Annotated in this window: 14 protein-coding genes; 7 read left to right on the top strand and 7 right to left on the bottom strand. The window is 32.4% G+C overall.

The window, feature by feature from the left end:
• Positions 1 to 2: 2 nt before the first annotated feature.
• Both ACX6U0_RS06495 and ACX6U0_RS06490 read right to left on the bottom strand, forming a co-directional pair.
• Entirely contained in the window at positions 3 to 1,229 is a 1,227-nt protein-coding gene (locus ACX6U0_RS06495) for an ammonium transporter (protein WP_464959559.1), read from the bottom strand.
• A 209-nt stretch (positions 1,230 to 1,438) separates the two neighbouring features.
• Positions 1,439 to 3,223, bottom strand: coding sequence for an alpha-glycosidase (locus ACX6U0_RS06490; protein WP_464959150.1), 1,785 nt, complete (start codon positions 3,221 to 3,223; stop codon positions 1,439 to 1,441).
• Positions 3,224 to 3,436: 213 nt separating this feature from the next.
• Between ACX6U0_RS06490 and ACX6U0_RS06485 the strand changes: the two genes are divergently transcribed.
• Both ACX6U0_RS06485 and ACX6U0_RS06480 read left to right on the top strand, forming a co-directional pair.
• Positions 3,437 to 4,942, top strand: coding sequence for an alpha-amylase family glycosyl hydrolase (locus tag ACX6U0_RS06485; protein ID WP_464959149.1), 1,506 nt, complete (start codon positions 3,437 to 3,439; stop codon positions 4,940 to 4,942).
• A gap of 123 nt (positions 4,943 to 5,065) precedes the next feature.
• Positions 5,066 to 6,109, top strand: coding sequence for a LacI family DNA-binding transcriptional regulator (locus ACX6U0_RS06480; RefSeq protein WP_464959148.1), 1,044 nt, complete (start codon positions 5,066 to 5,068; stop codon positions 6,107 to 6,109).
• A gap of 476 nt (positions 6,110 to 6,585) precedes the next feature.
• Here the strand turns inward: ACX6U0_RS06480 and ACX6U0_RS06475 are convergent, their stop codons facing one another.
• Positions 6,586 to 7,077, bottom strand: coding sequence for a YajQ family cyclic di-GMP-binding protein (locus ACX6U0_RS06475; protein WP_087999959.1), 492 nt, complete (start codon positions 7,075 to 7,077; stop codon positions 6,586 to 6,588).
• A gap of 120 nt (positions 7,078 to 7,197) precedes the next feature.
• Here ACX6U0_RS06475 and ACX6U0_RS06470 point away from each other — a divergent pair, with 120 nt between their 5' ends.
• Positions 7,198 to 8,088 (top strand): CvfB family protein, encoded by an 891-nt coding sequence (locus tag ACX6U0_RS06470; RefSeq protein WP_464959147.1) that lies wholly within the window; start codon positions 7,198 to 7,200, stop codon positions 8,086 to 8,088.
• Between the two features lie 94 nt (positions 8,089 to 8,182).
• Positions 8,183 to 9,034 (top strand): YitT family protein, encoded by an 852-nt coding sequence (locus ACX6U0_RS06465; protein WP_464959146.1) that lies wholly within the window; start codon positions 8,183 to 8,185, stop codon positions 9,032 to 9,034.
• A 210-nt stretch (positions 9,035 to 9,244) separates the two neighbouring features.
• Here the strand turns inward: ACX6U0_RS06465 and ACX6U0_RS06460 are convergent, their stop codons facing one another.
• The gene (locus ACX6U0_RS06460) at positions 9,245 to 9,376 is read right to left on the bottom strand and encodes a DUF3941 domain-containing protein (protein ID WP_335426396.1); all 132 of its coding nucleotides are present in this window, start codon (positions 9,374 to 9,376) and stop codon (positions 9,245 to 9,247) included.
• Between the two features lie 128 nt (positions 9,377 to 9,504).
• Between ACX6U0_RS06460 and ACX6U0_RS06455 the strand changes: the two genes are divergently transcribed.
• A complete protein-coding gene (locus ACX6U0_RS06455) occupies positions 9,505 to 10,356 on the top strand; it encodes a YitT family protein (protein WP_464959145.1) in 852 nt (283 codons plus the stop codon).
• A gap of 192 nt (positions 10,357 to 10,548) precedes the next feature.
• The gene (locus ACX6U0_RS06450; RefSeq protein WP_464959144.1) at positions 10,549 to 11,370 is read left to right on the top strand and encodes a BsuPI-related putative proteinase inhibitor; all 822 of its coding nucleotides are present in this window, start codon (positions 10,549 to 10,551) and stop codon (positions 11,368 to 11,370) included.
• A gap of 61 nt (positions 11,371 to 11,431) precedes the next feature.
• Here the strand turns inward: ACX6U0_RS06450 and ACX6U0_RS06445 are convergent, their stop codons facing one another.
• On the bottom strand, positions 11,432 to 11,578 hold the full coding sequence (locus ACX6U0_RS06445) for a hypothetical protein (protein WP_167374466.1): 147 nt from the start codon (positions 11,576 to 11,578) through the stop codon (positions 11,432 to 11,434).
• A 204-nt stretch (positions 11,579 to 11,782) separates the two neighbouring features.
• Positions 11,783 to 12,601 (bottom strand): Cof-type HAD-IIB family hydrolase, encoded by an 819-nt coding sequence (locus ACX6U0_RS06440; RefSeq protein WP_464959143.1) that lies wholly within the window; start codon positions 12,599 to 12,601, stop codon positions 11,783 to 11,785.
• Between the two features lie 153 nt (positions 12,602 to 12,754).
• Between ACX6U0_RS06440 and ACX6U0_RS06435 the strand changes: the two genes are divergently transcribed.
• Positions 12,755 to 12,934: a YjzC family protein gene (locus ACX6U0_RS06435; RefSeq protein WP_192601120.1), complete on the top strand. Its 180-nt coding sequence runs from the start codon at positions 12,755 to 12,757 to the stop codon at positions 12,932 to 12,934.
• 468 nt (positions 12,935 to 13,402) lie between these two features.
• Here ACX6U0_RS06435 and ACX6U0_RS06430 read toward each other — a convergent pair whose 3' ends face one another.
• Complete coding sequence (locus ACX6U0_RS06430; RefSeq protein WP_464959142.1) at positions 13,403 to 13,591, bottom strand: YjzD family protein; 189 nt, start codon at positions 13,589 to 13,591, stop codon at positions 13,403 to 13,405.
• Between the last annotated feature and the right edge of the window lie 39 nt (positions 13,592 to 13,630).

Here is a 13,630-nt window from a genome sequence, read left to right as displayed (position 1 = left end):
CCTTATATACTTGCATCGTGATAAGCTTTTTCGCCGTGTATCGCTAAATCTAGTCCTAAGTTCTCTTCTTCTTGATCTACCCTAACGTTAACAAAGAAGCCAATCACTTTTATGATAAGGAAGGTAACAACTCCTGCGAATACGTAAGTCGATCCAATTGCAATCAATTGTTTAAGTAATAAAGAAGCATCGCCATAGAATAACCCGTCTGCTCCAGCACTATTTACAGATTTTGTTGCAAATAAACCTGTTGCAATTGCACCCCATGTACCACCAATACCATGACATCCAAATGCATCTAAAGCATCATCATATCCGAATTTGTATTTTAAGTATGTGACAGCTAAGAAACAGATAATGCCACCTAAGAATCCGATTAAGATTGAAGATAACGGTGTTACAAAACCACAGGCAGGCGTGATCGCTACTAATCCAGCTACTGCTCCACTTACACCTCCAAGTATGGTTGGTTTTTTATTTACATACCATTCAACCAATACCCAGCCAACTGAGGCAGCGGCAGCGGCAGTATTTGTATTAATAAATGCTGTAAGAGCTACATCGTTTAAAGTAAGTGCGCTCCCAACATTAAATCCGAACCAACCAAACCATAGTAAACCTGCCCCTAACACTGTCAAAGGTAAATGATGAGGTGAAGTAGTTCCAAAATCTTTTCGTTTACCTAAAAGAAGAGCTAATACTAAACCTGAAACCCCAGAAGAAATATGAACGACTGTTCCGCCAGCGAAGTCAAGCGCCCCTAAGTTTCGAAGCCATCCATCAACACCCCAAACCCAATGTGCTAACGGATCATATACAAATGTTGTCCAAAGTAAAGTGAATAATAAGAATGCAGAAAATTTCATTCGTTCAGCAAATGCGCCTGAAATAAGAGCGGGAGTTAGAATTGCAAACATTAGTTGAAACATCATGAAAAGATTATGAGGTACTGTTGCGCTGTAATTTTCATTTGGAGTAAAGCTAACATCCTTTAATGCTGCCCAAGAAAAATCACCAATTAAATGCTTTACATCTGGACCAAATGCTAGTGAATAACCAATTAATACCCATTGTATTGAAACAATGGCCATTGCTGCATAGCTGTGCATTGTTGTACTTAAAACGTTTTTACTTTTAACCATGCCACCATAAAAAAGAGCTAAACCAGGTGTCATAATCATGACAAGTACTGTTGAAATAAAGAGAAACACACTATCAGCCGCTTGAATACCGTTCATTTTCATTCCCCTTTTCTGATATGTTATATTTTATAACATCAAATGTTATATAAGTTATCATATTCAGAATATATGCAAAATTCAATGATTATTTCATAAAAAAATAAAATATTTTTCAAAAAATCATATGAAAACGCTAACAAAATGAAATAATGTTAGAAAAAATAACATAGATTATACGACTGCATAAAAATACAGACTCAAGTCGTTGAGTCTGTGGATTCAAATTTTAATATGAAAAAATCAACTGGCGGTATTTCAATTAAAATAGAATCAGTTTCAGCAGCAAATTGAGAATAATTCCATAAATTTGTGACCCGCTTATTTCTCATATTGATTGGTAAGGTTACAGAAGCTTTTTCATGAGAAGGATTGATGAAAACAAAAATTGACATTTCATTACTACTTCTTTCAAAAATCAATGTTTGATTCTGTTCGTCAATTGGATCAATCCATTTAAACTCACCTTCGTTTCCTAAAACTGGATACAAGGCTCGTAAGGAAATTAACTTTTTTAACGCATTGTAAATAAATTGATTTTGACCTGAAGAGTCCCAGATCATACAACTTCTGCATTCTGGATCATTCCCACCTGTAAGTCCAATTTCATCACCATAATATATACAAGGTGTTCCAAAAAACGTAAAAAGAAAAACATATAATAATATCACTTTTTTATCCTGTTGATGCGATTGAGTTAGGATCCTCGGAGTATCATGAGTTCCAATTATGTTAAATAGAACTTTTATTACTTGAATTGGATATAAAGAAATCATTTCATTAATTGAATGCTTGAACTGAACAGTTGAAATAGATTCGTAGGAAAAATAAGAAAGTAAGGACTTTAATAAAGGGTAATTCATGACAGAATCGAATTCATCACCACGTAACCAAGGCATGGCATGATGCCAAATTTCCCCGACTATAAAAATATCCGGTTTTAATTGCTTCATTTTTCGATGAAACAGTTTCCAAAAATAATGGTCGATTTCGTTTGCGACATCAAGCCGCCAGCCATCAATGTTAAATTCCTTAATCCAATAGGAACCAATCTCCAATAAAAAGTTTTGGACATCTTTATTTTCTGTGTTCAATTTAGGCATTTCTTTAACAAATGAGAAAGTTTCATATGAAGGATTCCCATTGTTTGATACATCTGAATGAAAATGAAACCAATGATAATATTTAGAGCCCTTTCCATTGACTAATACATCCTGAAACGGAGGAAAGGAATGGCTAGTATGATTAAAAACAGCATCTAGCATCACTCGAATATCAAGTTCATGACATTTTTGAATCAGTCTTTTTAAGGTAGTTTCGTCACCAAACGAAGGGTCAATTTTAAAATAATTAATCGTATCATATTTATGATTTGAGTTTGCTTCGAATATTGGCGTTAAATAAATTCCGGAAACACCTAAATCCTTCAAATAATCAATTTTTTGGATAATCCCTTCGATGTCTCCTCCATAAAAGCTTGTGTTAGTGGGTGGACTATTACCCCAAGCCAATGTGTTTGTTGGGTTATTTAAATGATTGCCACTTGCAAATCGGTCCGGAAAAATTTGATACCAAACAGTTTTCTTTACCCAATGAGGAGGAGATATCAACTCATTTTTATGTAAATATGGCAGTGTAAAACTATTTGAAAGATCATAAGCATTAAACTGATCTGAAAAACCAGCTTCACCGTAAAAGATTGAAAAATGGTCATTCTTAAGAAAAAATTGATATTTCATTCGCTTATAAGGTGGAATTACTCTGGCTTCCCAAAAATCAAACATTTCCGTAGAAAATGCTTTATACATCGGAAGTGGTTCTTCAAAACTCCATCTTGACTCATTGAAATGAAAAGGGTCTCCATAATATAAAACAACCTCAGTACAATCTCCTTTTTTTGTACGTAATCTTAAGCAATATGTCTGATTATTCATTGCAAAGGCATATTGATCATAAGGTTGATGGAAGATGGATTCTTTTTGCATACAATCATCCTTACGTTAAAAATGATAATAAAATCTTAATATAAGAAATTACCTTGCTATATAAACTGTAACCAGTATAATAAAAATAGCTTGTGCAATCGCTTCCATTTCTATTAATTTAATAAAGTATTTGTATTTCATTGTAATATTTTGCAAAATAATGATAGAGATTGAAAAATGTACATGCACAAGACGTTGCAGGGGGAGAAATGAATGAAGCGGTTTAGTTATTTATTAATTGCGATTGTATTCATATTGAATACGATTCCGAATAAAATTTTTGCAGAAAAAACGCCAGATTTAAAAAACGATATGGTCTACAGGGTCCTAGTTGACCGATTTAATGATGGGAACCCTAGGAACAATAAAGACACAAATCCAAACGACTTAAACAAATCGCAAGGTGGCGATCTTGAAGGGGTTACAAAAAAGCTTGATTATATTAAAGAATTTGGTTATACCACAATATCATTATCACCGATATTTGAAAATGATCCAGATTCTTATGATGGATTTTCAGTTATTAATTTTAAACAAATAGATCCTCGATTTGGTACGATGAAGGATTTAAAAAAATTAATAAAAGAAGCACATAAACGTGATATGAAGGTGATTTTTGATTTTGTTTTAAATAATGTTTCACCGAATAGTGAACTAGCCAAAAATGATCAATATGAAAACTGGTTTAATCAAAAAAATAGTACAAGTGAAGAAGAAAAGTGGGTTAATGATTTACCTGATTTAAATCAAAAAAATAAAGATGTTGAAAATTATTTTCTTGATTTAGGTAAATGGTGGATCAATGAAGCTGATTTTGATGGTTACAACTTACAGGATGTAAATTATGTTCCAGTTTCATTTTTAGAATCTTTTACAAAAGAAATCAAAAGTGAAGACTCGAATTTTATTGTTTTAGCAGACATCAATGAAACAAGTGATGTTCAAATGGAGAAATATCAAAATATAGGTTTTGATGCAGTTAATAATGTAAGTTTATTAAATAAATTGAGTGATTCATTTGCATCTCAAAACGAATCAATTACTGATTTATATAATACTCATAATGAATTATCAAAACAATTAGGTTCAACTAAAATCGTTAATTATTTAGACAATGAAATGACTGAGAGATTTGTTTCAACTGCACAAAGAAAAGGAGAGTATCCTCCATCTAGATTAAAATTAGCACTTGTTTATTTATTTTCAACACCTGGTATTCCAATGAATTATTATGGGACTGAAATTGCAGTAAATGGTTCGAAAATCCCTGAGAATCGCAAAAGCATGGATTTTAGAACGGATGAGGATTTCTCAAACTATATTATAAAATTAACTGAATTAAGAAGTACGTTACCATCTTTAACAAAAGGTGATTTTGAAGTAATCTATGATAAAAAAGGAATGACTTTATTTAAAAGAAGCTATAAAAAGGAAACAACATTTATCGCAATTAACAATACTTCTTACGATCAAAAGATTCACTTAGACTTTGATGTAATTAAAAATACAAATGAGCTAAGAGGACTTCAAAATGATGATTTAGTTAGACCAAGTAAAAATGGTTTTGATATTGTATTAAAACGTGAATCATCAAATATATATGCAGTTGCGCCAAAAACAAATTTAAATTTAGGTGTTATAATCGCAATCCCATCAATATTTATTGCTTTTATCATATTTTTGTGGGCAGCTAAACGTCGTCAAAGTAAAATAAACTAACTTTAGTTAAGCGCTTTTGAAGGTTACTGTGTCATTTATTCATTTAAGGCTAGTTTCTTTAGCGCTTAACCTTTAAAATTTAATGAGAACGGTTACAAACTCAATGAGGTAAGGGGTATAAAAATGACTATTACAATAAAGGACGTTGCGAAACTTGCAAATGTAGCACCATCAACAGTGTCACGTGTTATTTCAAATAGTCCTAGAATTAGTGAAAAAACAAAGCGTAAAGTCCGTAAAGTAATGGATGAATTAAATTATCATCCGAATTTAAATGCAAGATCATTAGCGAACCGTTCAACAAAATCAATTGGTTTAGTCTTACCGCCAGCATTAGATGCATCTTTTCAAAATCCGTTTTTTGCAGAAGTAATAAGAGGTGTTACTGCTTATTCAAATCAAAAAGAATATTCATTATACTTTATTACGGGTAAAAATGAAGAGGAAGTTGAACAAACTGTTAATAAGACAGTAAGAGGTAGACGAGTTGACGGCATCATATTACTTTATTCGAAAGAAAATGATAAGATTATTGATTATTTAAGCGAGCATAATTTTCCGTTCGTATTAGTTGGTAAACCGTATCATTATATAGAAGATATTACGTATGTAGATAATGATAACTATGCAGCGGCACGAGAAGTGACGAATTATTTAATAGATCAAGGTCATAAACGTATTGCGTTTGTTGGAGGAGAAAGTAGTCTACTTGTAACGAAAAACCGTTTACGCGGCTTCCAGGACACAATGCAATTAAATGGTCTATCGGTTAAAGAGGAAGAAATCATTTTTACTTCGTTTACTAGAAATGGTGGTAGAAAAGCAGTAAATCAATTATTGGAACTAACTGAGTTGCCTTCAGCAATCGTCGTAACAGATGATGTATTATCACTTGGAATCATCAGTGTTTTCCAAGAGCATGGCATTAAAGTACCAAATGATATTTCAATTATCAGCTTTAATAATGCTATTCTCGCAGAACTTGCAAATCCACCATTAACGTCGGTAGATATTAATATTTTCCAACTAGGTTATGAAGCAGCAAAAAATATTATCTCTAAAATTGAAGAGCCTGATGGATCAGAAAAAAGTATTCTCGTTCCTTACAAATTAATTATTCGAGACACTTGTATGAAAAAAGAAGATTTAGAATTAGTGAAAAGCTAGTTTGATGAAATGTTTTACCCTGAAAACTTAGGGTGTTTTCTAGTCAAAATATAAAAAGGATGACATTAGTCATCCTTTTTTCAGTGTTTTGAAAAATTTAAGTGTCAATAAGGAAAATAAATGATTATTGAACAATTTTATACTAAGAATCATATTACTTATCTGTTATTGGTTTTCATTAAATTTGGTCAAATACGTTTATAAAATTCTTTTTTAAGTTAATAGTTAGAGTTAAGTTTAATGGAAAATCTTTTTCATAAGATTAAGTTGATTGGAACGGATGTTGATTGACTCCTGTGGGAAGTGCGGGAAGGCTGAGACCCCGGAGGCTCGCCGAGGAGGCTCAGGTCTCGCCCCTCGGAAAGCAAGCATCCTGAAGTGGAAATCAACCAGATACTCCTTTTTAATGACAAGTTTATATCTCAATAGCGTGAAAAAGGATGACATTAGCGTCATCCTTTTTACTATGTAATGCATTAACGATAATTTAAAAATTGTACGTCAATTGGTAAATCAGCAGCTCTTACAGCTGAAATAATTGCTTGTAAATCATCTCTGCTCTTAGCTGTTACTCTGATTTGATCATCTTGAATTTGTGATTTTACTTTTAGTCCACTATTTTTAATGATCGTATTGATTTTTTTTGCATTATCTTTATCAATACCTTGAACTAATTTTGCTCTTTGTCTTACAGTACCACCAGATGCACCTTCTACTTTACTGTAATCTAAATTTTTTATTGGTACATTTCGTTTTACTAATTTACTAATTAGCACATCTTTTAATTGCTCTAATTTGAAATCATCATCAGAAACTAAAACAAGCTCTTCTTTTTCTAATGAAATTGAGCTTTTACTACCTTTAAAATCATATCGAGTAGCAATTTCTTTTGTAGCAAGTTGGATTGCATTTGAGACTTCTGGTAAGTCTACCTTAGAAACAATATCAAATGAACTTTCTTTTGACATAGATAGAATCCCTCCAAATCGTTAATACTTGTATTATAGTGTATGATTGACGAACTAACAAACTTTGTATTTGCATGATATAATAATTTTTAGTTTGAAGTTAAGAGAGGATGTAACAAAATGAGTTTACAAGCAGGTGAGATTGTCACGTTAGTGTGCAGTCGTGAAACTGATATTGGATATATGCTTGTCCAAGATCAAGAAGAGGTATTTTTACATAGAAATGAAACTGCTGGAGAAATTGAATTAGATCAAGAAGTAACAGTGTTCTTATATCATGACTCAAAAGGTCGATTATCTGCAACAATGTCAATGCCACATATTACAACTGAAGGATATGGATTTGCAAAAGTTGTTGATAAATTAGATGGAATTGGTGTTTTTGTTAACATAGGAATATCAAAAGATATCCTTTTAGAAAAGGGAGACCTACCACCTCTTGAGGAAGTATGGCCACAAGAAGATGATGAAATCTTTTGTACATTAAAACGTACGAACAAAGGTCGTCTGTTAATTAAATTAGCAACAGAACCAGTTATGCAAGAATATTCTGTTCGAGCTGAAGAAAGTATGCTAAATAAAAATGTATCGGGAATTATCTATCGTACTCTACGAGTAGGTTCATATATTTTAACTGATGAACGCTTTATTGGATTTATTCATGAATCTCAACGAAAATCAGAACCAAGAATTGGTCAAAGAGTAAGCGGTCGTATAATTGATATTAAAGATGATGGAAGTATTAATGTTTCCCTTTTACCTAGAGTACATGAAGGTATGGATCAAGAAGCTTCAGAAATATATGAATATATTATGAGTCGTGGTGGAGCTATGCCTTACTGGGATAAGAGCGATGCAGAAGATATAAAAGTTCGTTTCGGAGTTAGTAAAGCATCGTTTAAACGTTCAATTGGACGCTTAATGAAAGAGGATAAAGTCTACCAAGAAGGTGGATGGACATATGCAAAAGAAATGTTTGAGAAAAAGGAATCAAAAGAATCAGAAGAATAAACTAAGTAACCACTTCGTTGAGAAGTGGTTTTTTTTGCTATTTTTTTCTAACTTACAGGCATACTAAGGATATAAATGTGTAGGAGGCAAGTAAGTGGAGGAGAAGAAAGAGTTATTAATTAAGATAATTGTTGTAACCTTAGGTGGTTTGTTAAATGCATTTGCGATGAATTGCTTCTTAATTCCTGTAAGTGTCTATTCAAGTGGATTTTCTGGACTTGCACAATTGCTTTCAAATCTGACATCAGATTATACATCGTTCAATTTGTCCACTGGAGTATTATTAGCAATCCTAAATATACCTGTTATTATACTAGCGTGGAAAAAAATTGGTCCATCTTTTACGTACTTTACAATTTTAAGTGTTGGAATAACGACTTTATTTTTAGAATTGATTCCAGTAACCCCTTTATTTTCAAAGGATATATTGTTAAATTCTGTTTTCGGTGGACTGATTGTAGCTATCGGGATTGGATATACATTAAAATATGGTGCATCAACGGGCGGTTTAGATATTATTGCTTTAGTATTATCTAGGTCAAAAGGAAAACCTGTAGGAACTTATTTTTTTCTTTTCAATGCAGTCATTATTTTAACAGCAGGTTATATTTATGGAATGGAAAAAGCACTTTATACATTGATAAACTTATATGTAACATCTAGATTTATTGATGCAATTCATACGAGTCATATAAAAGTAACCGCATTTATTGTAACGACAAAAGGTGACCAACTAAGAAAAGAAATTCATTCCAAATTAGTTCGTGGAATAACAGCGATTAATGCTAAGGGTGCATTTACGAACCAAGATAAACAAATATTGATGATGGTATTGTCTAGATATGAGTTATATGATTTATCTAGAATTATCAAATCGGTTGATGAAAAAGCATTTACAAATGTCGTTCAAACAGTAGATGTATTTGGTGAATTTAGAAAAATATGATGATAAAAAAAGAGCAATTCATACTTCAATTTGTCAGAAGTAAATGAATTGCTCTTTTTTTTGAATCTTATTAATAATAAGGCTTTTTAATGGAACAAAAATTTTTGTTGTCTTTCATAAGGAAATAAATATACTTAAACTATTGGCTTACAATATTGCTAAATTAAGCTAATAAATCTAACAAAAAAACATGTGATTTATGAAGGTAGTTTAAAGATGATCGACGCTTTTTGAAAATGATTTTTTACCAGCTTTTGCATTTTTTCTTTCTAGTTCATTTTTCTTTTCTTGAACTGCATTATTATCTTTAGCTTTTTTATCATTATCACTAGTATGAGGCATAGTTAAGCTCCTTTTTTATTGAATATAATTATATTTTTGCCTTTATTTTTGGAAATATGTATTCGTTCTTTTATTACTACTTTATATAGATAAAATGTAGTTTTTAATTTGGGGAGGTTTGTTGAGAGTTGGAAAGAAATAAAGAGCTTATCATTAAGCTAGTAGTTGTGATAATTGGGGCATTCTTAAATGCATTTGCCATGAACTGTTTTTTAATCCCAGCCAATATTTATTCAAGTGGATTTGCGGGTTTAGCACAGTTATTTGCAAATATTATTACAGGCTTTACACCGTTTACTGCAACAACAGGGATTTTATTAGCAATTTTAAATATTCCAGTTATTATTTTAGCTTGGAAAAAAGTCGGGCGTTCTTTCACTTACTTTAGTTTTCTAAGTGTTGGAATCATGACATTTTTCTTAGAAGTATTACCGGTTGATCCAATATTTTCTGATGATATTTTACTCAATGCTGTATTTGGTGGACTGATTGCTGCTGTTGGTATTGGGATGACTTTAAAATTTGGTGGATCTACAGGTGGGTTAGATATTATTGCCTTAGTGTTATCTAAATCAAAAGGAAAACCAGTTGGAACATATTTCTTACTGTTTAATGCGATTATTGTCATTACAGCTGGCCAACTATTTGGGATGGAGAAAGCTCTCTATACATTAATTAACTTATATGTAACAACTCGTGTAATCGATAGCGTTCATACTAGCCATGTTAAGCTAACTGCCATGATTATCACAACAAAAGGTGAAGAACTAAGCAAACAAATTCACTCTAAACTAGTCCGCGGTATCACAAAAATGGATGCACGTGGTGCCTTCACAAACCAAGACAAAGACGTTTTAATGATCGTTCTATCAAGATACGAGCTATACGACCTAGAACGAATTATCAAAAAAGTAGACCCAAAAGCATTCACAAACGTAGTACAGACTGTAGACGTACTAGGTGAATTTAGAAAAATGTGAATTGAAAAGTGGAGGCGACTGTTCAGCTCCGACAAGCAATTACAAAGTCGGCAAAGTGCAGCTTTTTCAACATTAACTTAATCTTAAACTGACCAAAGGTAGGACTTCCCTACCTTTTTATTTATTTTTAAACCTATTTTTCAGTTTTTTGGTATAATTTAGGTCTAGGATATAAAAAAGGTGGAGATTATTTTGAAAAAGAGATATGTTCTCTTGTTTGCTTGTTCACTTCTACTTTCAGGTTGTGGAGCAAATAGTGAAAAAGAGATAAAGCCAACACCAAGTACTAAACAAACAATTGAACAAAATAATGAAATTGATTTGAAGAAACTTTCGACTAAATTAGAAGTGACGGAAGCTAATGGGCTAGTAACAATGAAGTATTCGCTGAGAAATTCAGATGATATTCCGGCAAACTTTACGTTCCCTTCAGCACAAACAGTTGAGTTTACAATTAAAAATGATAAAGGTGAAGTAGTTTATCAATCTTCAAAAGATATGTCTTTTGCACAGGTAATAACGAATATCGAAGTTCCAAATGCAAGTGCTAAAGTTTGGGAAGAGCAAGTAAATTTCGCAGATAAAAGTATTCCATATGGAAACTATGAAGTTTCAGCTGATTTTGTAGCAACTGCTGTAAATGACAAAAAGTTGAATGGCGAAATCACACAATTAACTCAACCTCTTTCTTATCATAAGTTAACTACGATCAATGAAAATGGATCAAAGGTAGTTATTAGCGGAGAAAATGGTCATTACGAAATTAAAGGAACATACTTATCTGAGCAAGATGAAATTTTCTACTCAGTAGAAGATGGTCATAATAACTTAATTGATGAAACAAGTCTACCAATTAAGATAAAAAGTGGTTCTGTTAATTTATTAGATTTCAGCCTAGATATTCCAAAGGAAAGTTTACCGAATAATGGAGTTGTAACTCTTATTATTTATGAAAAAAATAAAGATGACCAAGTAACAAATTCAATCAATGTTGCACTTCAACAATTTGAATAATATGTAAAAAAACAACCATAGGTAAATACCTATGGTTGTTTCTTTTTATGCTTGATTTGGCTTAAGCATTATAGTTGTAGCTTTGACTATTAGCTTTTCGCTCTTCAGCCTCAGCTAAAGTAAAATGATAAGGGAACTTTTCAGAGTATTTCGTAACAGAATCAGAACTTTGTTGAATAAAGCGCTTAGACTTATTACTTTTGCCCATGATGAATTCCCTCCCTGATAGGAAAGCTTAGTTGAAATCTTCATAGTAAAATCCAAATAGAATTGATCTAACATCAAAAAGTGGAAGTTACTCTATTGAAGAAGTCCTTTTTAGATTGTACAATTTTGAAGTTGTTATAACTGGAACATATTCTCTTGTATGTCATTTTTTCCATATGACTGTTTTATCCTGCAATAATAATGATTAATTACGTTTTAATTGAAAGAAATCTTCCAAGAAGATAGCAATACCGTCTTCTTGATTAGAATGAGTTGTATGCTTTGCAAGTTTTTTTAGCGGTTCAATTGCATTTTTCATCGCCACACCATGTCCAGCATATTCAATCATTTCTAAGTCATTATCCTCATCCCCGAAAGCAATAATATTTTTCCGAGGAATATTATAATAAGATGCAACTTTTTGTAAGCCAACTGCCTTATTCATTCCAGCTTTTACTACCTCAATTATATGATGTGGTGCCGCCCATCGTCTGTGATCAATTACTTCTGCATGTACGTCCGATAAATGTTCACGAATACTTGAAACATGGGCTTCATCACTATCAATTAATAAGCAGGTAGGTGGGTGTTGTAGATTTGAAAGTAAATCACCGTGAATGATTTCATCTTTTACATATTCAAACATTGGCATAATGTGTTCCTCATGCATATCAGCATATACATCATCTAAAACTTCAGCATAAAGATTTTTTAATGCATATTCACGACATGAGCTAATTACTTCCTTCGCAACTTCAAGTGGTAATGACTCATGATATACTCCCCAAGAGTTATCTAATGGATGGTGAACATAAGCTCCATTAAAATTAACAATAGGTGTAGTAAGCTTTAGTTGATCATAATACATTTTGCTCGCTCGATAAGGTCTACCAGTGGAAATAACAATTTCATGGCCAGCAATTTTTAATTGTTCAATTGCTTTTAATGTTCTTTCAGAAATGATTTTTTCATCAGTAAGTAATGTACCGTCTAAGTCTAGTGCAATTAAATGTTTCGATTTCATCGTTATCTCCTTTTTTCTTTTATTGTGGACTATGTGAATGAAAATATATATTTGGATAAACATCCAATAATTACTAATACTACCATCTTTTTAAAAGAAAAATCTTTTATTTTAGAGGGACAATAATAATCAATATGGAAGGAGGAGATTAGAATGGGACAACCACATCAATTTCGCCCGGGAGAAAAAGCCCCTAATAATGGCGTTTATATTGAAATTGGCGAGACAGGAAGCAACGTAACTCGACCAAAACAAATCAGACTACAAGCAGGAGAAGTTTTCCCTGAAACCCAAAATCACAATAGAAAATGGACATACAAACGTAAGCCATAACGAAAAGTGGAAGCGGCTCGTTCTGCCCCGACAAGCATAAGACGAAGAACGATGAAGGTTGCTTTTTAACCTTCGTTGATCTTTGGCTTATGACCTCGAGGGGCAAGACGCTGGAACTAGACACAAGAAAAGTGGAGACGACTGTTCAGCTCCGACAAGCATAAAACAAAGAACAATGAAGGTTGCTTTTTAATCTTCAATGGGCTTTGACTTATGACCTCGAGGAGCTAGGAGCCGGAACTAGAGACAAGAAAAGTGGAGGCGACTCGCTCACCCACAACATAAAAAAACAAAAATAAAAAGAAAAAAAGCGCTATTCGAAAAATTCGAGGCGCTTTTTTTATGCGTTTACAAAAATTAAATTACAAACTATTTAGGATGTATTTTAAATTTCGTTTTAATCGATATTCTTTCATATGTATACTGTCGAACGTTTTTGGGTTCTCTTACATATGTTAAATATAGATTTTAGTGGTGTTTTGCTACAGGTTCATTTGGAATTACTGCTTCGCTTAAAATTGCAATAACTACAGTAAAGGCAACTGCCATTAATGAAGCACTAGTGAAATTGTATTCTCCACCAGTCATTGAACTTAAAACATAAGCTCCCATATGAGATAAAATAAAGCACCAGATAAATGCCATAATTACGCGCACCTATATCACTCCTATCTAGTTGGTTCTTATCATATTATA

The organism is Gottfriedia sp. ABJ_BB2_2 (assembly GCF_055484705.1).
This window is presented reverse-complemented; position numbering and strand designations above follow the sequence as displayed.